General features: G+C 37.0%; 19 protein-coding genes and 8 tRNA genes. 6 read left to right on the plus strand and 21 right to left on the minus strand.

Annotated features, from left to right (window positions below):
• Positions 1–35 precede the first annotated feature (35 nt).
• The 4 genes from H8R91_RS05990 to H8R91_RS06005 form a co-directional block, all read right to left on the minus strand.
• Positions 36–2,225 carry an ABC transporter permease gene (locus H8R91_RS05990; protein ID WP_186935262.1) on the minus strand — a complete coding sequence of 730 codons (2,190 nt, stop codon included), beginning with the start codon at positions 2,223–2,225 and terminating at the stop codon, positions 36–38.
• Positions 2,203–3,102 (minus strand): ABC transporter ATP-binding protein, encoded by a 900-nt coding sequence (locus H8R91_RS05995; RefSeq protein ID WP_186935387.1) that lies wholly within the window; start codon positions 3,100–3,102, stop codon positions 2,203–2,205. The genes H8R91_RS05990 and H8R91_RS05995 overlap by 23 nt, the downstream gene beginning before the upstream one ends.
• Complete coding sequence (locus H8R91_RS06000; protein WP_186935263.1) at positions 3,095–3,472, minus strand: GntR family transcriptional regulator; 378 nt, start codon at positions 3,470–3,472, stop codon at positions 3,095–3,097. The genes H8R91_RS05995 and H8R91_RS06000 overlap by 8 nt, the downstream gene beginning before the upstream one ends.
• Positions 3,473–3,902: 430 nt before the next feature.
• Positions 3,903–4,841 (minus strand): AEC family transporter, encoded by a 939-nt coding sequence (locus tag H8R91_RS06005; protein WP_022234187.1) that lies wholly within the window; start codon positions 4,839–4,841, stop codon positions 3,903–3,905.
• A gap of 183 nt (positions 4,842–5,024) precedes the next feature.
• Between H8R91_RS06005 and H8R91_RS06010 the strand changes: the two genes are divergently transcribed.
• The 3 genes from H8R91_RS06010 (at position 5,025) to H8R91_RS06020 (ending at position 6,763) form a co-directional block, all read left to right on the plus strand.
• Positions 5,025–5,417 (plus strand): hypothetical protein, encoded by a 393-nt coding sequence (locus tag H8R91_RS06010; RefSeq protein WP_186935264.1) that lies wholly within the window; start codon positions 5,025–5,027, stop codon positions 5,415–5,417.
• Between the two features lie 37 nt (positions 5,418–5,454).
• On the plus strand, positions 5,455–6,474 hold the full coding sequence (locus H8R91_RS06015) for an acyltransferase family protein (protein ID WP_186935265.1): 1,020 nt from the start codon (positions 5,455–5,457) through the stop codon (positions 6,472–6,474).
• Positions 6,475–6,541: 67 nt separating this feature from the next.
• Entirely contained in the window at positions 6,542–6,763 is a 222-nt protein-coding gene (locus H8R91_RS06020; RefSeq protein WP_022234185.1) for a DUF378 domain-containing protein, read from the plus strand.
• Between the two features lie 56 nt (positions 6,764–6,819).
• Here the strand turns inward: H8R91_RS06020 and H8R91_RS06025 are convergent, their stop codons facing one another.
• Positions 6,820–8,028, minus strand: a complete 1,209-nt coding sequence (locus H8R91_RS06025) for an acetate/propionate family kinase (RefSeq protein ID WP_022234184.1) — start codon at positions 8,026–8,028, stop codon at positions 6,820–6,822.
• Positions 8,029–8,209: 181 nt separating this feature from the next.
• On the opposite strand from H8R91_RS06025, the gene H8R91_RS06030 reads away from it, so the two are divergent.
• Positions 8,210–9,343: a tRNA(Met) cytidine acetate ligase gene (locus tag H8R91_RS06030; RefSeq protein ID WP_186935266.1), complete on the plus strand. Its 1,134-nt coding sequence runs from the start codon at positions 8,210–8,212 to the stop codon at positions 9,341–9,343.
• A 544-nt stretch (positions 9,344–9,887) separates the two neighbouring features.
• Here the strand turns inward: H8R91_RS06030 and H8R91_RS06035 are convergent.
• The 12 genes from H8R91_RS06035 to gap form a co-directional block, all read right to left on the minus strand.
• Positions 9,888–9,963 (minus strand) — tRNA-Gly (locus H8R91_RS06035).
• A gap of 5 nt (positions 9,964–9,968) precedes the next feature.
• Positions 9,969–10,044: transfer RNA gene (locus H8R91_RS06040), tRNA-Phe, on the minus strand.
• A 7-nt stretch (positions 10,045–10,051) separates the two neighbouring features.
• A tRNA-Asp gene (locus tag H8R91_RS06045) sits at positions 10,052–10,128 on the minus strand.
• Positions 10,129–10,133: 5 nt separating this feature from the next.
• Positions 10,134–10,209: transfer RNA gene (locus tag H8R91_RS06050), tRNA-Val, on the minus strand.
• Between the two features lie 106 nt (positions 10,210–10,315).
• Positions 10,316–10,391 (minus strand) — tRNA-Gly (locus H8R91_RS06055).
• 5 nt (positions 10,392–10,396) lie between these two features.
• Positions 10,397–10,472, minus strand: a tRNA-Phe gene (locus tag H8R91_RS06060).
• 6 nt (positions 10,473–10,478) lie between these two features.
• A tRNA-Asp gene (locus H8R91_RS06065) sits at positions 10,479–10,555 on the minus strand.
• Between the two features lie 3 nt (positions 10,556–10,558).
• Positions 10,559–10,634, minus strand: a tRNA-Val gene (locus H8R91_RS06070).
• A 145-nt stretch (positions 10,635–10,779) separates the two neighbouring features.
• Complete coding sequence (gene hslO / locus H8R91_RS06075) at positions 10,780–11,700, minus strand: Hsp33 family molecular chaperone HslO (RefSeq protein WP_022233852.1); 921 nt, start codon at positions 11,698–11,700, stop codon at positions 10,780–10,782.
• A 12-nt stretch (positions 11,701–11,712) separates the two neighbouring features.
• Positions 11,713–12,471 carry a class I SAM-dependent DNA methyltransferase gene (locus tag H8R91_RS06080; protein ID WP_186935267.1) on the minus strand — a complete coding sequence of 253 codons (759 nt, stop codon included), beginning with the start codon at positions 12,469–12,471 and terminating at the stop codon, positions 11,713–11,715.
• Entirely contained in the window at positions 12,468–12,770 is a 303-nt protein-coding gene (locus tag H8R91_RS06085; RefSeq protein ID WP_022233850.1) for a YerC/YecD family TrpR-related protein, read from the minus strand. The genes H8R91_RS06080 and H8R91_RS06085 overlap by 4 nt, the downstream gene beginning before the upstream one ends.
• A gap of 164 nt (positions 12,771–12,934) precedes the next feature.
• The gene (gap, locus tag H8R91_RS06090; protein WP_022233849.1) at positions 12,935–13,972 is read right to left on the minus strand and encodes a type I glyceraldehyde-3-phosphate dehydrogenase; all 1,038 of its coding nucleotides are present in this window, start codon (positions 13,970–13,972) and stop codon (positions 12,935–12,937) included.
• Positions 13,973–14,514: 542 nt separating this feature from the next.
• Between gap and rny the strand changes: the two genes are divergently transcribed.
• Positions 14,515–16,065 carry a ribonuclease Y gene (gene rny, locus H8R91_RS06095; protein ID WP_022234350.1) on the plus strand — a complete coding sequence of 517 codons (1,551 nt, stop codon included), beginning with the start codon at positions 14,515–14,517 and terminating at the stop codon, positions 16,063–16,065.
• Positions 16,066–16,663: 598 nt separating this feature from the next.
• On the plus strand, positions 16,664–17,449 hold the full coding sequence (gene sigG / locus H8R91_RS06100; RefSeq protein ID WP_186935268.1) for an RNA polymerase sporulation sigma factor SigG: 786 nt from the start codon (positions 16,664–16,666) through the stop codon (positions 17,447–17,449).
• Positions 17,450–17,562: 113 nt separating this feature from the next.
• Here sigG and H8R91_RS06105 read toward each other — a convergent pair whose 3' ends face one another.
• The 4 genes from H8R91_RS06105 to H8R91_RS06120 form a co-directional block, all read right to left on the minus strand.
• Entirely contained in the window at positions 17,563–18,279 is a 717-nt protein-coding gene (locus tag H8R91_RS06105; protein ID WP_186935269.1) for a hypothetical protein, read from the minus strand.
• A 169-nt stretch (positions 18,280–18,448) separates the two neighbouring features.
• Positions 18,449–19,003, minus strand: a complete 555-nt coding sequence (locus H8R91_RS06110) for a hypothetical protein (RefSeq protein ID WP_186935270.1) — start codon at positions 19,001–19,003, stop codon at positions 18,449–18,451.
• A 64-nt stretch (positions 19,004–19,067) separates the two neighbouring features.
• On the minus strand, positions 19,068–19,553 hold the full coding sequence (locus tag H8R91_RS06115) for a hypothetical protein (RefSeq protein WP_186935271.1): 486 nt from the start codon (positions 19,551–19,553) through the stop codon (positions 19,068–19,070).
• 79 nt (positions 19,554–19,632) lie between these two features.
• Positions 19,633–20,139, minus strand: coding sequence for a hypothetical protein (locus H8R91_RS06120; RefSeq protein ID WP_186935272.1), 507 nt, complete (start codon positions 20,137–20,139; stop codon positions 19,633–19,635).
• Positions 20,140–20,169 lie beyond the last annotated feature (30 nt).

A 20,169-nucleotide genomic window follows, 5' to 3' on the forward strand; every position in this document is an offset into this window, starting at 1 on the left:
GAGCGACTGCACAACACAATCGCTCTGTAATTTATTTATCTTTCATATACTGTGTCGTAATCACCATATTCAGGAACATTAAAATACTCAGAGTTTTTATTAAGTGTATAGTCAGCTTTAAGTAAGCCGTACTTTTTGAGTACCTCAATGGTATTTGTATATGACTTCGGTACAAAGTAATACTCATATTCTTCTGTACTGTTAGTACCGAAAATAAATTTTTTAGCTTTTTCAGGATCATAATTAGTATATGTTAATTGAATTTTGCAGACATAATCCTTAGAATACTTTTCTCTGATATATTTAAGAGAATCAAAGCTGTAAACCGAATCCTCGTCATTAGAAGAATCATAAAAAATATCATCATTGTAAAGAAGTGCAAACGGATCATACAAAACACCGTTAAGATAAGCAGTGTCAGCCTCAAGGTCTTTTTTAAATGCTGCGTTTATATCATTCATAATACTGTTCTTTTCAGCAATTTCTTTTGGATCTTTTTCTTTTTCATCATATGAATACTCGCCATAGTTTTCTATGGTCGACGAATATACACTGTCCTCGGAATATGTTTTGGTCAAAGCATGAACAGTCACACTGCTTACTTGGAAATCTTCGTTCAGACCGGCATTTGCCACACCCGAGTATTTCATAATATACGGCTTTGATGAAAGCACAGGTTTGGCGGCAGTGTAAATTTGTGTAAATCCAGATGAACTATAACCGTAATCAACATCATATGTATCATCGGTATAATCAATCGGCTCATAATCAAATGTCGCAGCCATTTCAAGCAGATTCTTAGAATAGTATCTTGTCACGGTTCTTCCGCTGTTTAGCTTGTAGGCAACGGTAATTATCTCGTCGCTTGCATATTCTCTGAGGGTATTGTAAAGCATACTGCCCCACACACTTGAAAATTTAGCCTTAGAAGTTGTATTCGTCTTTTTCTTGGTGAGAATTTCATTGTGAACATTAATAATAGATTTAATGTCAGCTTCGTCTGTAAAATCGCCCGCACTCTTTGTGTAATATTTCGATATATTCTTGCCGACAGTGCTATACTCTGAACAAATCAAACCCGCACTCTTTACATCTTCTGATTTAGGCACATAAGTATTGTAGCCGAACACATCAAGATTAATAAGAACCACACCGACAATTACCACAACAGCAAGACCTGCATAAATCGGAATAGTTCTTACAATCTGCTTTAAGCCTTTGTAGAAAATCATATGAACGATAAGGAATGTCGGCGCACTTGCAAGAATAAAACCAAAAACAAAACCGCCTACGCCATTGCCAAAAACATTTATAGCGCCGAACATAGTTCCGAGGAACATACCTGCAAGGAATGAAACTATAACTTTTATTATATGGCAAGGAATGTAATAAGCAAATGAAGTCTGCGCTCTTTCGGATCTTCTCTTCATAATCAGCAATGTACCCAAAGCAATGCAGACTACACTGAAAATTATCCAATAAATAAGATTGTTGCCAAAGTAAGCAGAAATAGGATTGAGTGCATTTGTTATAAAACTGTCAGAAAAATTACCCGTGTATGAGCCTGTAAAGAAAGCGTCGATATAAGCCCTTACAAAAACCATAGATAACGGATAGCAGGCACAAACCGCAATAAACATAATAACAGTATTAAATGTAGTACCACAGCAAGCAGACAGAAAACCGTATGCGCTTATGCAGGCAAGAGTACCCACAATAAAATTAACATACATATTTGTTACCTGCGGAAGTAAAAGCGTACCCGTACAAACAGACGCAATAGCAATAATGCCCATAAACACAAGCATAGGAATGATAGAGAACAAATAAGCTGCACCGTACTTGGCGAGGAAAAGTCTTGCTCTGCTTATAGGAAGCGAACCGTAAAAATCGACTTTACGCTTGTTGTGCATATACGAGAATATCTGCACAGTATAAATAATAGCAAAAATAAGTGTAAGAAAACCGATAATGCCAGATGAAATAACCTGAAAAACCTGCATTTTTTCGCTTAGAGATATTTTCGGTGAACTTTCAGTTGAAAACAAAGGCGAAAATGAGGTTTGATCTGCCGTAAGCACAAAAACAAGTGTAAAAATTATTACAGTAAATACCGACGCCAAAATCGTATATACCATCAACGAGCCTTTACAGCCTTTCAAATCCCATAGAATAACCGAAAAAATCTGCTTGAGCTTATCTTTAAAGGATACTGTGGATGTCATATCCTGCCGCCCCCATTTCACTAATAAATATTTCCTCCAAAGTAAGAGGTATTGCAGAAACAAAAGCAGGATTAAGTGCCTTAAGCTTTGGCATAAACTCCTCTTCCGTTCCCTTTATTGTAAGATTAAATATATTGCCGTTGCGGGTTATATTAATTGCATTAATACCCTCAAATATATTCGGCTTATACGGCAACTCCGTAAATGCCACCTGTACCTTGCGCAAGCCGTGCCTTAAATCGTCAATACCACGCTCAAGCATCATATGTCCCCTATGCATAAGGCAAAGTCTGTCGCACAAATCTTCAAGCTCTCTCAAGTTATGAGAGGCAATTACAACGGTTGTTTTATTGTCTGCCACCTTTTCGGCAAGCAGGCTTTTGAGCATATGTCTTACTACAGGGTCAAGACCGTCAAATATTTCGTCAAGGAATAAATATTTCGGACAGGTTGAAAGCGCCAAAATAAGCGCCGCCTGTCTTTGCATACCCTTTGACATATTAATAATAGGTGCGTTTATGTTAATCGGGAAAATCGAACAAAGTCTGTTATATTCCTGTTCGCTCCAATTCGGATAAAGTCGTCTGTAAAGAAAAGCCGTACTCTCTACCGTACTTGTATTGTAAAAATACGGGAAATCAGGTATAAAAAAGCATTCCCCTTTAGTTACGGGATTATCAAAATGCTGTATGCCGTCAACTTTTACAGTTCCTCCGTCAGGTGCATATACTCCCGCAAGCATACGCAAAAGTGTTGATTTACCGCTACCGTTACTGCCTACAAGACCTACAACCGCACCGTTTGGAATATTCACGGTCATATTATCTACAGCATTAACCTTGCCGAACCTCTTGGTAAGTCCGCAAATTTCAATCATCAATGCCACCTCCGTTATAAATATTTTCAATAATTCTATTAAGCTCTGCCTTGTCAACGCTCAGTAAATTTGCTATTTTTGTGCTCTGTTTAAAATCATCGAGCGCCATGGCTCTTTCGGCACAATCCTTTGTCAGTTTATCGGATACATAACTTCCCCGTCCGACATTGGATACAATATACCCGTCATTTTCAAGCAATTTATATGCTTTTGCTACGGTATTAGGGTTAATGCCAAGCTCAGATGCAAGACTTCTTACAGGCAACAATTTATCACCCGGCTTCAATACTCCCGCTGATGCAAGACGAATTATATTGGTACAAATTTGTTCATAAATCGGTACTCTTGATGTCAAGTCAATCTGAATCATTATTCTACCTCCAATCTTATAAATTGCACTCATTGGATTTATTGTATTAATTTAAATAGTACATCTTAAATATATACTATTTAATTATTTTTGTCAATACTTTTTATCATTTTAGTAAATTTTATTCGATTGTCATTTTTTTGTTCTGAATATGTAATCTATTATACAACAATATTATATGTGCAAAAAACACAGAAAAAGAAAAAAGCAAGACAAAGTCTTGCTCTTTTCTATGCTCACAAAAATTAAAAGAAAGAAATAACTATAAACTTTTTCAAAACATATAATTGAAAATTTGTTATAATTTATCTTATGGCTTTATTATAGCACATAATACTTCAAAATCAAGCATATTTTTTAATTTCATTCAAAATCAGCCATTTATATATGTTGTATAAGCTTTGTATGCGATATTTGTGCAATTTGTACATCAGAAGAAATTTAACTCTTTTAAAAAATAAATCCAGCCGAATAAAGTAAAACACGAAAGCATAGTTGTAAAAACTACGGTACCTGCCGATAATTCATAATCGCTGTCCATTTGCCTTGCCATGGTATAAGAAGACACAGCGCAGGGCGATGCAAAAATTCCGATAAGCGAAACTAAATCAATTCCCCTGAAACCAATCATAATAGCTACGGAAAGACTGATTGCAGGCACAATAATAAGTCTTGCAAAAATAACCGCAATAAGGTTTTTCTTGTATCTTTTTATGCTTGCAAATTCAAAAGATGCTCCGAGCACAATCAACGCAAGCGGTGTTGCCGCCGACGCCATATCAGAAATAACGCTCTCTGCAATTTCAGGTAATTTAATACCGAAAACCGCAAACAAAATACCTGCAACCGAGCCGATAATCAGCGGATTTGTAACTATGCCTTTGAGTATTTTTGTAATTTTTATACTCTCTCCCCTGAATACTTCAAGTGTTATTACAGCCAGAATATTATACATCGGAACAATAACCGTGACAAGCATAGATGTCATACCAAGTCTGCCGCTGCCAAAGATATTACCTACAATCGGCAAACCCATAAGCACAAAATTACTCCTGTAAATCGCCTGGATTAGCGCGCCACGACTTTTATTTGATTTTTCAAAAATTAAAGCAAAACCAACCGACAAACCGTAAATAACCGCTACGGCAACAACCGCATACAAAAGAAGTGATGCATTAAAATCTGCCGACAAATCAAAAGCATATATATTGTTAAACATCAAGAACGGAAAGAAAACATTAAAAACGATTTTGTTAAGCACAGGCAAATGAGCCTCTTCAATCACCTTCATTTTTCGCACAGTAAAACCTATAGCAAGCATTATAAACATAGGCAGTACCGCATACAGAGCCACAAAAAAATTAGACATTCTACCATCTCCTCAAAGAAAGCATAGCATATATTGTTTATAAATACAATATAATGTTAATTACCTTTACAAATTTGTTAGGCATTATAAACATCTTTCCCATTCCATTCACTTAAATATCATTGAAAAAAGCGGTGTAATGTGTTAGAATAGTTTATAATATAAGTGAAAGGTTCTGAAAACTTGAAAAAATGTGATTATTGCGCAAAAGAAATATCCTATTTTGAACAATATTGCAGTGAAGAATGTCACGGCAATGCAAATAAATATTACGAAACTACCGAAAAGTACGGTAAATTGTTCAGCATTATAAATATGATTTGCTTTTTCGGTATTCCTATCGGAATTTTTCTTTTTGCGTTTTTGCGAACTGCGGGAATGATAATTACGGTCGCAAGCTGCGATATTCTCGGCATAATGCTTATTTTACTTCCGTTTCCCACCGAAAATATGATTTCAAAGTACAAGCTGAAAAAAGCAACGAAAATTACCCGTATTATCGGACTTGCCGTAATCGGCCTCGGATTTATGTTTTTAATCTTTATGTTATTGTTCCCGATTATTTTTCCTGATTAACTTTCGTTTGAAAATTTTAATGTAAAGGAGTAAAAATTTGAGTGTAAATCAAAATACAGGAAGAAACTATTGCATTTCCATACTAAGAGTATTAGGTATGCTATTTATAATACTTTGTCATATTGCAAGTTGGCTTGATATAGCTTTTTTAGAACAATTTTTTAATTATGGCGTATATATTTTTTTATTCATTTCTGGATTTCTTTATGCAAATAAAGAAATCAATAGCCCTTCTAAATGGTTTTTGACAAGAGTAAAAAAACTGTTAATTCCATTTTATTTGTTTGTTATTCCTGTTTCCATAGTGTATTTTAAAATAAATGGATTTGATGGCTTGGAAGCAATAAAATATTTATTTTGCTTGCAAGGCATTAATTTTATAACTCCTTTCATACCATTTTCTGAAATTAAACCTTTAGGAAATTTGTGGTTTGTTACAATTATTCTTATTTGCTATTTACTGACAATATTAGTTAAAAAGATTGAAAAAAAGCATAAACTCAATATAGCTGTAATAATTCTGATACTTGTTGCTGCTTGGTTTATTCCAAAAATAATGATGTGTTTTAACATACCATATATTTCACTTGAATATTTTGTTACATATTTTTTAGGATATTATATTTCTAAATTCAAAGTAAAAAATACACTGCCGATATTCATTATTTATGGCTTGTTTTTATTTTTAGCTTCTATTGGCATCAGATTAGTAGGCAAATATTGTTTTGATAATTCTATTAATAATTTTTATTTACTGATCGTTTCCGCTACTCATTTAGGATTAGCTGTATCAACTTATTTCATTTGTAATTATTTGGTTAACAAATTTACAATATTTATAAAAATTGCAAAATCAAATATTTGGATAACTTTTGATAAATTGTCATATCCAATATATATTACTCACTATGCTTTTTTAAATAGTGTAACTTCAGTTGATAATTTTGGATTATCTAAACCGATTTCATTTATACTTTTTATATTAATGACTATTACAAGCGCACTAATTATATTTTATATTGATAAAGCTATACAAAACAAAATTATCAGAACATAAAAACAACTGAATATTTATTTTAAAAGCGTCAATAATATTTTTACAATTATAATTAAGGAGGATTATTATGATTGATAAAATTGCCCTGACGCTTTTAATTATAGGCGGACTTAACTGGGGCTGTGTAGGTATTTTTCAGTTTGACCTTGTCGCCTGGATTTGCGGCGGTCAGACAGGAATTATAAGCCGAATTGTTTACATTCTCGTTGCGCTCGCCGCAATTTGGTGTATTTCACTTTTATTCAGAGATACCGACTCCGATACTGCAGTTAATAATGATTCCGTGTAACGCAAAAGGTGGCTGTCCGCTACGAACAGCCACCTTATTTTTATATGTAGTTTTAATTAAAGAGCCTCTACAATTTCCTTTGTATCTCTTGCAATAACAAGTTCTTCGTTAGTAGCAATAAGCTCAACTCTGATTTTTGAGTTTGGAGTTGAAAGTGTGCCTGTAACGCCGCACTTTGCTTTCTTGTTAAATTCCTTGTCCATCTCTACACCAAGGCAAGAAATGTAATCGCATACGGTTTCACGGAGCTGTGGCTGATTTTCGCCTATACCGGCTGTAAATACAATAGCGTCACAACCGCCGAGTGCAACATAGTAAGAACCGATTGTCTTTGCAATCTGATAATAAAGCATCTCGTGTGCGAGGTGTGCTCTGTGGTTGCCCTGCTGTTCTGCAGCGCAAACATCACGGTCATCGGAAGATACACCCGATACACCCAAAAGACCTGATTCCTTATTAAGAATCTTAAGCATTTCTTCTGCAGAAACATTCTCTTTTTCTGCAATAAATGTAATTACGGATGGGTCAAGAGAACCTGAACGAGTACCCATCATAAAGCCGCCGAGCGGAGTAAGACCCATTGATGTATCAATTACCTTGCCGCCCTTGATAGCTGTGATTGATGAACCGTTGCCGATGTGACAAGTAATGATTTTTGTATCTTCAATATTCTTGCCCATAAGTTCAGCCATTTTCTGTGATACATAACGGTGAGAAGTACCGTGGAAGCCGTAACGGCGGATACCGTACTTTTCATAGTATTTATATGGAATAGCAAACATATAAGCCTTTTCCGGCATTGTCTGATGGAAAGCGGTATCAAATACTACAACCTGAGGAACATCTTTGCCGAATACCTTTGTACAAGCATTGATACCCTGAATGTGAGCGGGGTTGTGGAGAGGAGCAAGAGGAGCAAGCTCTTCAATCTTCTTGATAACATCGTCTGTTACGAGAACCGACTTATTAAAATAGCTGCCGCCCTGCACTACTCTGTGACCGATTGCGCTAACCTCTGACAAATCCTTGATTGCACCATACTGCGGATCAAGAAGTGCGTCCTTAACAGCCTCAAAAGCCTGTGTATGATTAACCATCTCTGTTTTGCGTTCAATTTTTGTGCCGTCAGGAGCTTTAAAACCGATAAATGCACCCTCCTGACCGATTCTTTCACAGTTTCCTTTTGCAAGTACCTTTTCGCTGTCCATATCAATAAGCTGATATTTAAGTGATGAGCTGCCTGCGTTAATAACGAGAACCTTCATTATTATTCATCCTTTCAACTATATTAGTTGTCCTAAAGCGATTTTTGATATATAATATATCTGAGGACAATTAAAAGTCACTCTGTGAGTGTTACATTATAATGATAAAACTTTTTATAATAGTTTTCAAGTGATTTTTTTAATATCTGACAATAATTTTTTGCTTTTTCGAGGTAATGCTATGGCAATCGGCATAATTTGCGAATTTAACCCTTTTCATAACGGACATAAATATTTAATACAAAAGGCAAAAAGCCTTGTAAACGAGCCTGTTGTGGTTGTAATGAGCACAAGCTTTACACAGCGTGGCGAAATCGCAATTACAGACAAATTCACAAGGGCAAAGTCTGCCCTGCTCGGCGGCGCTGACCTTGTAATAGAACTGCCTGTCGCCTATGCCGTATCAAATGCCGAAGTATTTGCAAAAAGCGGAGTTAAAATTCTCTCATCTTTCTCACAACTCACGCATCTTGCATTCGGTTGTGAAAACAGTAATATTGAACTTTTGAAACAGACAGCCGACGCACATAAAAATACTGCCGTACAATCGCTTGTGGCAAAGGAAATGCAAAACGGTTCGTATTATCCGAAAGCAATTGAATCTGCCGTGCGTGCAATATACGGCGATAAAACAGCCAAAATCCTTGCCACACCAAACAATGTGCTTGCCGTTGAATATCTTAAAGCATTGCCGAGCAACATATCACCACTGCCAATCCGTCGTGAGGGAGTTGAACATGACAGCGAAAACACTGAAAACGGTTTTGCCTCCGCATCATATATAAGAGAACAATTAAAGCAAGGCAAAAATATTGCGGAGTTTGCTCCTTTTGAACCGACAGAGCTTGCTCTGCCCGATAATTTGGAAACCGCCTTGCTGTATAAATTGCGCTCCATGTCTGTTCATCAGCTTGCCGATTTACCCGATGTAACCGAAGGACTTGAAAACAGAATTTACACGGCAGTGCACGAATATAATTCTGTTAATGAAATATTGTTTGCCGTAAAATCAAAGCGTTACACACTTGCAAGACTACGCAGAATTTTAATATGCGCACTTTTGAATATAACAAAAGAAATTCAAAACACAGAACCGTGCTATGCAAGAGTGCTCGGCTTTACAAATGACGGTGCAAAAATCCTGAAAAGCTGTACTCTCCCCGTTATAACCTCTGTAAAAAAAGGTTTGTCACTCGGAGGCAATACAGAAAAATTACTTAAAACAGAAATTTTCGCAACAGATGTTTTTTCACTAGCTGTAAATCCGCCTAAAAAGTGCGGAGCAGACTTCACAACGCCGATAATAAAAATATAAAATCAGTTACCACAAAATAAATATCTGCTATAACTTGCAAATATTTTATATTGTGGTAATATATGTATATAGTTAGTTTAGACTAACTATATGTTGAAAAGAGGTAATTCTATGACAAAGAAAAAATCAATTATAATGCTCTTATGCGGTATTTTAGGTTGCATATGTTTCGGATGCGGCGACAGCCTTTTATAAAAGAAATGATTAACTTTTCATTATATATCGAATGGCTTTCTTGTTGCTATCGCACTTTTAAAGGCTAACGCCGTTGTGTTCAAGCCGCCAAACAGCAAGCTGTTTGGCTATCGTTAGATTGCATAAAAGGAAAGTATTTGTGGGCTTTGCCCACACCCACGACCTTTGAAAAGGTCGACCAAACTTTTATAATTGCTTAATAAAGCAATCAGCTAAACAATAATTTATTATTGTTATGCCAACATTCAGAACAGAACCTTTATTTACCCCATAATGCGTAAGCATTACTTTTTTGCATACTTAATTTTCAAAAAGTAAAAGCACCTGTCTGCTGACAAGTGCTTTCTTTTGGAGCGGATGACGGGGCTCGAACCCGCTACCTCCACCTTGGCAAGGTGGCGCTCTACCAGATGAGCTACATCCGCATTTTTGGTGCCTCCGGACGGAATCGAACCATCGACACGGGGATTTTCAGTCCCCTGCTCTACCGACTGAGCTACAGAGGCAAAAAATTGGCGACCCGGAACGGGTTCGAACCGTCGACCTCTAGCGTGACAGGCTAGCGTTCTAACCAACTGAACTACCGGGCCAAATGTGGTGGGAACAATAGGACTCGAACCTATGACCCTCTGCTTGTAAGGCAGATGCTCTCCCAGCTGAGCTATGCTCCCATTTGGTAACTGTTGCCTTTGTTTCGGTCTGTAAAGACTCAAAAATACATATTAAATTATCAATTTGTTGAGAATAAAAAAGCACTTGACTTACAAGTGTTTTTATTGGAGCGGATGACGGGGCTCGAACCCGCTACCTCCACCTTGGCAAGGTGGCGCTCTACCAGATGAGCTACATCCGCATTTTTGGTGCCTCCGGACGGAATCGAACCATCGACACGGGGATTTTCAGTCCCCTGCTCTACCGACTGAGCTACAGAGGCAAAATTTGGCGACCCGGAACGGGTTCGAACCGTCGACCTCTAGCGTGACAGGCTAGCGTTCTAACCAACTGAACTACCGGGCCAAATGGTGGGAACAATAGGACTCGAACCTATGACCCTCTGCTTGTAAGGCAGATGCTCTCCCAGCTGAGCTATGCTCCCATTGCCTTTGTCGCTTCGCTTTCGTTTGTCGTATCTCTTAGCGACAGGTATTATAATACACCATATCTGCTCAAATGTCAACACTTTTTTGAATTTTTTCAAAAAAACTTTACAAAAGCAAAGCAACACGATATTTTACGACAATTTACTCTTTTGACTTTTTGTCTTTGGAAGTGTTATCCTTGGAATTTTTCTCTTTAATAATCTTCTCAAGGTCTTCTTTATTAAAGATATACTTCTTGTTACAGAAATGACAATTAGCCACTACTCTGCCGTTTTCATCAGGCATTGCACGAATTTCATCGTCGCTCATTGTACAGAAAAGTCTTTCGAGTTTTTCTCTTGAACAAGTGCAAACATACTTTACAGGGTACTCGTCAAGCACTTCTACCTCAAAGCCTGCAAGAGCGGTTTTGCATATATCAAGAATACTCATTCCCTTTGCAAGCATAGTTGTAACAGGCTCGAGAGTTTCGAGATTCTTTTCAAGTTTTTCAATTGTATCTTCAAAAGCACCCGGCAAAAGCTGAATAAGCAATCCGCCTGCGAGCATCACTTCGCCGTCCTCTTTATTAATAAGAACGCCAAGCGCACATACTGTGGGAATCTGCTCACTTGTTGCAAAATAATTGGTAATATCCTCGGCAATCTCTCCGCTTACAAGCTCAACCTGACCGATATACGGGTCGCCTGAACCGTAATCACGCATTACATTAAGCACACCGTTTTTACCTACTGCTTTTGAAACATTGATTTTGCCGTTGTTATAGTATTCGGTAGGGCAATTTGCGTTTCCTACATATCCACGAACATTACCCTTACTGTCCGCAACCGCTATTACGGGTCCGAGTTCTCCGTCACCCGATACTCTAAGGTTAATTGATGCGTCTTTCTGCTTGAGCATTGCGCCCATCATAGAAGTCGCACACAAAAGTCTGCCGAGTGCCGCAGTAGCGCTTCTTGAAAGTCCGTGAATTTTCTGTGCCTTAAAAACAATATCGGACGCATCAATAGCCGATGCCATTACTGCACCGTCCGATGTTATACATCTTATAATTTTATCCATATTATTCTCCCGTTAACATTCCTTATTGATTGGATTTTTCATTCTTGCCACAAAAACAAGCCTTTGTTCGTCGGCTTTCGGTTCGTCAAAACTCATATCTCCATATACAGCCTCAAGTTCAAAACCCGCATTTACAAGCATTTCCGTCAGTTTTTCTCTTGAATATCCACGCTCCGAAAAGCTCTCGCTTGTTCTATAATAAATGCCGTTTTCTTCTTCAAAAAAGTCAAGGTCAATATCCGTCACGCAGTTTTCCCGTAAAGTATTCTGCCACACGCAAAATACCTTATCGGTTTCATATACAAATGTATTATTTGCAAGCACCTGTTCGTGTTTATAAACGGTATTGACATCAAATACAAACAAACCGTCTTTATCCATAAAGAAAGCTACACGCTCAAAAGTCTTTGTCACATCTTCTTCTTTTGTAATGTGATTTATGCTGTCCAGCGTACAAATACAGGTATCTATAGTGCCGTAAAGGTTAAGATTCTGCATTTTCTGCTTTAAATATAAAATATTAAGCCCTTTTTCGCTCGACTTTTGCATTGCCTCGCTAAGCATTTCCGCACTTGCGTCAATTCCGTAAACATCTATGCCCTTAAGTGCCAACTCCGTAGTAAGACTGCCCGTACCGCAGGCAAGGTCAAGTGTAATGCCAAATTCGTGATTATGCCTTTTCATAAGCTCACAAATGTAGTCGCTTCGCTCTTTGTAGCCGACATTTTGCATTAATACATCATAATAATCGGCAAAAATATTGTAACTCATTTGTTTTCCTCTTTGGCGATTTTATCGAGTACAAGTGTGTAACCGTAGGTATCGTTATCAAAAAGAGCACGCTTTACACGACTGATTGTTGCGGTTGACGCACCCGTTTCTTTTACAATTTCAGAATAAACCTTTTTTTCTGTAAGCATTTTTGCTACAACAAGTCTTTGTGACATAGCCTTAAGTTCAGGACTTGTGCATAAATCTTCAAAAAAGCGATAACACTCCTCTTCGTTTTCAAGAGAAAGAATTGCTTTAAAAAGAAAATCAGTATCACTGTTTTTTAACTTAGAGTTCATAATTTCCGTTCTCCTTTGCAAAACATTGCAAATATTTTTATACACTAAAATTTTAACATACAAAAGTATAAAAGTAAATATCAACAGAAAAATTTTTATAAAAACAAAAAGCTGCCTCAAAAGAGACAGCTTAAAGTTTATACCTGATAAATTATAGGTTAAGATTAGCCTAATTCAGCAAAGTACTTAATTGTTCTAACCATCTGGCTTGTGTATGAGTTCTCGTTGTCATACCAAGAAACAACCTGTACCTCATAAAGATCGTCAGCAATCTTTGATACCATTGTCTGTGTAGCATCGAAGAGTGAACCGAATCTCATACCGATTACGTCTGAAGAAACGATTGGATCTTCGTTGTAACCGAATGACTCAGAAGCAGCAGCCTTCATAGCAGCGTTAATGCCCTCAACTGTTACATCCTTACCCTTAACAACAGCTGTAAGAATTGTTGTTGAACCTGTTGGAACAGGAACACGCTGTGCAGAACCGATGAGCTTACCGTTGAGCTCAGGAATAACAAGACCGATAGCCTTAGCAGCGCCTGTTGAGTTAGGAACGATGTTAGCAGCACCTGCTCTTGCTCTTCTGAGGTCACCCTTTCTGTGAGGACCGTCGAGGATCATCTGATCACCTGTGTAAGCGTGGATTGTTGACATGATACCGCTCTGGATCTCAGCATACTTGTTAAGTGTGTTAGCCATAGGAGCGAGGCAGTTTGTTGTACATGAAGCAGCAGAAATGATTGTATCATCAGCTGTAAGTGTACCCTCGTTTACGCTGTAAACGATTGTCTTAAGATCGTTGCCTGCAGGAGCAGAAATAACAACCTTCTTAGCGCCGGCATCAATGTGAGCCTGGCTCTTTGCCTTTGATGTGTAGAAACCTGTGCACTCAAGAACTACGTCTACGCCGATCTCGCCCCATGGGAGTTCAGCAGCGTTAGCCTTAGCATAGATTGTAAGAGTCTTGCCGTCAACTGTGATTGTGTTGTTCTCGTCATCAGCCTCTACTGTGTGAAGGTTCTCACCGATTTTACCGCAGTAACCGCCCTGTGCTGTATCATACTTGAGAAGATCTGCGAGCATTGATGGTTTTGTAAGGTCGTTGATAGCAACTACCTCATAGCCCTCTGCACCAAACATCTGTCTGAATGCAAGACGACCGATACGGCCGAAACCGTTAATTGCAACTTTTACTGACATTTTAAATTCCTCCTAATTTATAAGGTAGTTTAATTATATTACATTTTTTGCTGTTATTCAAGTGTTTGATAAAATTTTAACAAATTTCTTATGAATTTTACATAAAAACGAAAATTTTACAAAATTTCTGCATCTTTTACTGCAATTTGACGAACGCTATTGTCAAATTGTCCTGTGAATGTTTCACTTTTTAATTATTTATTTGCAAAATTGCCATTAATATTCTTGACATTTTTATTAAATTAGGATAAAATACTTATAATACCGTTAGTGCGGTTAAATAGGATTAATGCAAATTTACCTATTTTTTATTAATCAGACTCGTTCAGAGCCGTTATTTATAGATATTTTTTATTTAGTTTTTATAACTTATTAATCGTTATAATATACCTTTGTTGCAAACCACAGCATATAAAAAATATTAAAATTAAATTATTTTTATAAAAATGAAAATTGAATATCTTTACTAACGGCACCGACAAGGCTGTTTGATTGAACTTAAACTTATTATCTAATTAAAAATCAAACAAGGAGGTGTCAGAATGTCGTTATTAGCAATAATATTAATTATTGTTGCGTTGCTTCTCGGTGCGGGCATAGGCATTTTTGCAGGTATAAGCTATCGTAAAAATGTTGCCGAAAAGGAAATCGGAAGTGCAGAAGAAGAGGCAAGAAAAATCGTGTCGGAAGCTATGAAAACAGCCGAAGCCAAAAAGAAAGAGGTTGTTTTAGAAGGCAAGGACGAGGTTCACCGTTTCAGAACCGAGAGCGAAAAAGAAATTGCCGACCGCCGCAAAGAAGTTCAACGCCAGGAAAGACGCATTCAGCAAAAGGAAGAAACCCTCGACAAAAAGCTTGACAACATGGAGCTTAAGGACGAAAAGCTTTCTCGTAAGTTAAAAGACGCTGATGCAAAGCTTGAGGAAATCGAAACACTCAAGAAAAGTCAGTTTGAAATGCTTGAGAAAATTTCCGGCTATACAGCCGAGCAGGCAAAGAGTTACCTGCTTTCACAGCTTGAGGACGAGCTTGCTCATGAGAAATCCGTTAAGATTATGGAATATACGGAGCAGCTTAAGGATGAGGCGGACGAAAAAGCAAGAAACATTATTTCTCTTGCAATTCAGCGACTTGCCGCAGAGCAGGTTGCAGAGGCTACAATTTCCGTAGTTCCTCTTCCGAATGACGAAATGAAGGGCAGAATTATCGGTCGTGAGGGCAGAAACATCAGAGCCATTGAAACACTCACAGGTGTTGATCTTATCATTGACGATACACCGGAAGCAATCACTCTTTCAAGCTTTGAGCCTGTAAGAAGAGAAGTTGCAAGGATTGCTCTTGAAAAACTTATTTCAGACGGCAGAATTCATCCGGCAAGAATCGAAGAAATGATTGAAAAAGCAAGACGAGAAGTTGACGCTACAATCAAGCACGACGGCGAAAGAGCAGTGCTTGAGGCAGGCGTACACAACATTCATCCGGAGCTTGTCAGGTTACTCGGCAGACTTCGTTATCGTACCAGCTACGGTCAGAATGTACTTAATCATTCACTTGAAGTTTCATATCTTGCAGGTATGATGGCAAGCGAGCTTGGTATGGATCCGACAATTGCAAAGCGTGCGGGTCTTTTACACGATATCGGTAAGTCAATTGACCACGAGGTCGAAGGAACTCATGTTCAGATCGGTGTAGATTTGGCAAGAAAATACAAAGAACACGATGCGGTTATTCACGCTATTCAGGCTCACCACGGTGATGTTGAGGCAAAGACGGTTGTAGCTTGTCTTGTACAGGCTGCCGACGCACTCTCTGCCGCAAGACCGGGTGCAAGAAGAGAAAATGTAGAAAACTACATCAAGCGTCTTGAAAAGCTTGAAGAAGTTGCATCTTCATTTGAGGGTGTTGAAAGCTCATATGCTATTCAGGCAGGCCGTGAGGTTCGTATTATGGTTAAACCCGAAGTCATAAATGACGAGCGTATGCTTCCGCTTGCAAGAGAAATCTGCAAGAAGATTGAAGAAGAGCTTGAATATCCGGGACAGATTAAGGTTAATATCATAAGAGAGAGCCGAGCTGTCAATTACGCAAAATAATTAAATCAAGAGATACCTTTCGTGGGTATCTCTTTTTTGTTGCGTTGAGTTAAAACGAGTTAAATTATGGTTTAGCGGAGTGTCGGTCGGGCATTGAAAATTATCTAATGCTAAATTATCCTCCCAAAAACAAAAAAGTTTACTCAATTTTTTCAAAAATTGCGGGTTTGGGCAGCGCTCATAAAATCTTCCGATATAACAATTTATCAGGCGCAAACAGCCACGCTGTTTGCGTGCTGAAACTAAGTTTGTTAAAACAGGCGATAGCCTTTTATAAAAGAAATCATTAACTTTTTTCATTATATGGTGAATGTCTTTTCTTTTTGCTTTCGCATTTAAAGGCATTCGACGTTGTGTTCAAGCCGCCAAACAGCGAGCTGTTCGGCTATCGTTAGCTTGCATAAACGGAAAGTATTTGTGGACTTTGCCCACACCCACGACCTTTGAAAAGGTCGACCAAACTTTTATAATTGCTTGGCTAAACTGTGCACTAAACCATAATTTATAAACCGCACCGCACAACCTTTTTTATTATAACTGTATTAATCTCCCCTATTATGGCAATACTTATTGTAAGAAATTGCTTGGGGGTAATTTTTTGCAGTATGGTAAAGTTGAAATTTGCGGAGTAAACACATCTAAGCTTAAAGTCCTAAGTGAAAAAGAAAAGAAAGCACTGCTCAACACAATAAAGAACGGCAGTGAACAAGAGCGTAAAAAAGCAAGAGACGCAATGATAAACGGCAACCTGCGCCTTGTACTTTCGGTAATTCAGCGCTTTACAAACCGTGGTGAAAATCCCGATGATTTATTTCAAGTCGGTGTAATCGGACTTATCAAGGCGATAGATAATTTTGACCCGTCACTCGATGTGCGTTTCAGCACCTACGGAGTACCTATGATTATCGGCGAGGTACGAAGATACCTGCGAGATAATAACGCTATCAGAGTATCACGCTCAATGCGTGACACCGCCTATAAGGCTATGCAAATCAAAGAACAGCTCACTAATAAAGAAAACCGAGAGCCGACAGTTGAAGAAATCGCCAAAATAATGGGAGTGCCAAAACACGATGTTGTGCTTGCGCTCGAGGCAATAATTGAACCCGTTTCATTGTACGAGCCTGTTTTTTCGGACGGCAATGACACCATTTATGTTATGGACCAAATTGGTGACAAAAACGACGACACAACCTGGCTTGAAGAAATTGCGGTAAAAGAAGCAATTGCAAACCTTTCCGACCGTGAAAAAAGAATATTGACAATGCGGTTTTTCCGAGGCAAAACTCAAATGGAGGTTGCAAGCGAAATAGGCATTTCGCAGGCACAAGTCAGCAGAATAGAAAAAGGCGCACTTGACAGAATAAAGAAAAATATTTTTTAAGCCGTTCAACAAAGATACTCCGCCATCGTTGTAAAGTGGCGGAGTATTACTTAATTATTCTCTTTTTAACACGCAAATCACAAAAAAGTGACCTGAATTTTAATTATCCCAAGCTAAACCATAGCGTTTACATTTTCTTTATTACTAACTTTTTTTACAAAGTTAATAAACAAAACACCGAGTAATGTCAATGAAACCGCACTGATAACATAGAACGAATAAGATATAAAATTATACATAAATATATTTTCTGACATCATATTATCAAAAATTTCATAATTCTTCAAAGCAAGGCCTATCATAATAATAGAATACACAAAGAAGATAATATTTGTAATCAGAAATATTACAGCAAAAAATATTGCACTTTTTCTCGCCTTGACATTGGTTTTAATCTCCTTTAATGATATGTTTGCACAATTTTTTAGTATTACCACAAACATAACAACCGCAAACGATGAATTTATTAAATACGAAAAATCAATGTAGGTTTCACTTAAATTTGTCACTGATGCGTTAAGCAAATAATATAAAATATCAAAACCTGTTCTTACGGCAAACAAAATACCGATATTTTTAAACACCTTTTTCGCCATAAATTGTGTATCGGTAACCAATATCACCACATAATTATATGCCAGCAGATACACAAACACAAAAGCCGCATTAAATATTAGCATTGGTATTGCAAATTTGAATCCTCCCATAGCAAGTATTCCTATGCACTTCATCTGCAAAAAGCTATGTTCCTCATTATAAAAAATCAGCGATATTAATTCGAGTGCAACCACAATTATAAAAGGTAAGCATTTTTTCAATTTACTGTTCATATTATTCTCCCTCATTCTTATATTTTTTCGTTCAAGCCTAAAGCAAGAAAAATTTTTAATCTCTGCTTTTCTGAATCACGAACGCTCGTCATAACTGGAAACTCGCCAAACATTATCTTCCAATACCCATTGTACCGTACAATTAGAACGATTAGCAATGTAGCGACTATTATCGGTATTTACCACCCCTGACATAATAATCAGAGGGGGTTTTGTCAAAATAATAATTTTCTCCCAAAATACCGTTTACATCACATTCAACCCATGCAACTCTGTTGCTGTTATAATAATTAGCCAAATAACTGCCATCTCTGTGCCATGTATGTTTCATATCCCATTTTTCTGTCCAATACACAGGAAATCTCCAACTCGGTTTCATAAAATCTATATAAATTTTATCCGTACCGCAGTTTTCCATTTCATTTTTGTAATTATATGTATTTAAAAATTCATAAATTAATGCTTTGGTTTTCTCCTCATTATCGGGACAATTTTGTATTATAAATGCCCTAATCGATTCAGAATTATATTGAAGATCTTTTTCGGTACCGTACGGTGTTAATTTCCTGTCATGAGAATAATCCTCTATTTCAAATATTCTTTCCTTATTAGGATCATTTGTTCTGTGATAAAGCTCAACACGATATGATAAAAATCCTATAATTGCCAAAACAGAACAAACAGATAATACGATTAATTTTGTTTTAGATTTTTTTATTTTCATTGTAATTCACCTAAAAATTAAGTTTTGTAATTTTATTTTTATCCATATCTATATTTCTTTTTAATTAATATTCCATAGGATTTCGCTCGTAATATTCTTCGGCGGCTTTGAATACATCAATTATTGCATTTCCTATTTCTTCCGCCGTAGCATTGGCAGACAAGTTTATTGACTTTATGCAGCCATTATATCCGCCCTTCTTTTCTCTGCATTTCTCAGATGAATAAACTTCGTAACTTTGGTTTTGATACAACCTAACACTTGCGAGGTTATTATGTTTCCAAAAAGTTATATATCCCTTATACTTAGAACCATTTTTCCAAAAATCATTTGGTTTTCCTATATACAACGGACTGTCCCCAATAGATTTTAACCCTAAAAGAGCTTCATTTCCTAACTTAGCTACAAGGTTATCTTCTGCTTCACTAACTATTGTTATTTTATCAGAATATGTATTATAACCAGCCCTATGTTCAACTTCTTCAACAATTAAAAATCTTCCCTCTCCTTTATATATTCTTACTGTCCACGGATATGATTGTACACTCATCTTTCTCCTCCTCTGTTTTTCCATTGATTATCAAATGGTACCTTACCACCCCTGACATAACAATCAGCGGTGGTTTTGTCTAAAAATACTTTTCAAATCTAATTCCGTTAGCATCGCACCGCAGATACGCAACTCTGTTACTTTCAAAATAATTAGCCAAATAACTGCCATCTCTGTGCCATGTATGTTTAATATCCCATTCTTCTGTCCAATACACAGGAAATCTCCAACTTGGTTTCATAAAATTAACTACAAATTTATCGGTATTATACTTTTTCATTTCATTTTTATAGTCATAGGCGTCTAAAAATTCATAAATTAAATTTTTAGTATCTTCTTCATTATTTGGGCAATCTTGTATCATAAAAACACGCACTGATTCAGCATTATAAGGAAGTTCTTTTTCATAATCGTATAATTTTAATTTCCTGTTACGAGCGCAATCCTTTATTTCAAATATTCTTTCTTTATTAGGATCATTTGTTCTGTGATAAAGCTCAACACTATATGACAAAAATCCTATAATTGCCAAAACAGAACAAACAGATAATACGATTATTTTTGTTTTAGATTTTTTTATTTTCATTGTAATTCACCTAAAAATTAAGTTTTCCTT

Origin of the sequence: Ruminococcus intestinalis (assembly GCF_014288065.1) — a bacterium.
Lineage (GTDB): Bacteria > Bacillota > Clostridia > Oscillospirales > Acutalibacteraceae > Ruminococcoides > Ruminococcoides intestinale_A.

Excerpts from the sequence above, each read along its gene's own strand:
- H8R91_RS05990 (WP_186935262.1), bottom strand. The coding sequence starts at position 2,225 with ATGACATCCACAGTATCCTTTAAAGATAAGCTCAAGCAGATTTTTTCG.
- H8R91_RS05995 (WP_186935387.1), bottom strand. The coding sequence starts at position 3,102 with ATGATTGAAATTTGCGGACTTACCAAGAGGTTCGGCAAGGTTAATGCT.
- H8R91_RS06000 (WP_186935263.1), bottom strand. The coding sequence starts at position 3,472 with ATGATTCAGATTGACTTGACATCAAGAGTACCGATTTATGAACAAATT.
- H8R91_RS06005 (WP_022234187.1), bottom strand. The coding sequence starts at position 4,841 with ATGTCTAATTTTTTTGTGGCTCTGTATGCGGTACTGCCTATGTTTATA.
- H8R91_RS06020 (WP_022234185.1), top strand. The coding sequence starts at position 6,542 with ATGATTGATAAAATTGCCCTGACGCTTTTAATTATAGGCGGACTTAAC.
- H8R91_RS06025 (WP_022234184.1), bottom strand. The coding sequence starts at position 8,028 with ATGAAGGTTCTCGTTATTAACGCAGGCAGCTCATCACTTAAATATCAG.
- H8R91_RS06030 (WP_186935266.1), top strand. The coding sequence starts at position 8,210 with ATGGCAATCGGCATAATTTGCGAATTTAACCCTTTTCATAACGGACAT.
- hslO (WP_022233852.1), bottom strand. The coding sequence starts at position 11,700 with ATGGATAAAATTATAAGATGTATAACATCGGACGGTGCAGTAATGGCA.
- H8R91_RS06080 (WP_186935267.1), bottom strand. The coding sequence starts at position 12,471 with ATGAGTTACAATATTTTTGCCGATTATTATGATGTATTAATGCAAAAT.
- H8R91_RS06085 (WP_022233850.1), bottom strand. The coding sequence starts at position 12,770 with ATGAACTCTAAGTTAAAAAACAGTGATACTGATTTTCTTTTTAAAGCA.
- gap (WP_022233849.1), bottom strand. The coding sequence starts at position 13,972 with ATGTCAGTAAAAGTTGCAATTAACGGTTTCGGCCGTATCGGTCGTCTT.
- rny (WP_022234350.1), top strand. The coding sequence starts at position 14,515 with ATGTCGTTATTAGCAATAATATTAATTATTGTTGCGTTGCTTCTCGGT.
- H8R91_RS06105 (WP_186935269.1), bottom strand. The coding sequence starts at position 18,279 with ATGAACAGTAAATTGAAAAAATGCTTACCTTTTATAATTGTGGTTGCA.
- H8R91_RS06110 (WP_186935270.1), bottom strand. The coding sequence starts at position 19,003 with ATGAAAATAAAAAAATCTAAAACAAAATTAATCGTATTATCTGTTTGT.
- H8R91_RS06115 (WP_186935271.1), bottom strand. The coding sequence starts at position 19,553 with ATGAGTGTACAATCATATCCGTGGACAGTAAGAATATATAAAGGAGAG.
- H8R91_RS06120 (WP_186935272.1), bottom strand. The coding sequence starts at position 20,139 with ATGAAAATAAAAAAATCTAAAACAAAAATAATCGTATTATCTGTTTGT.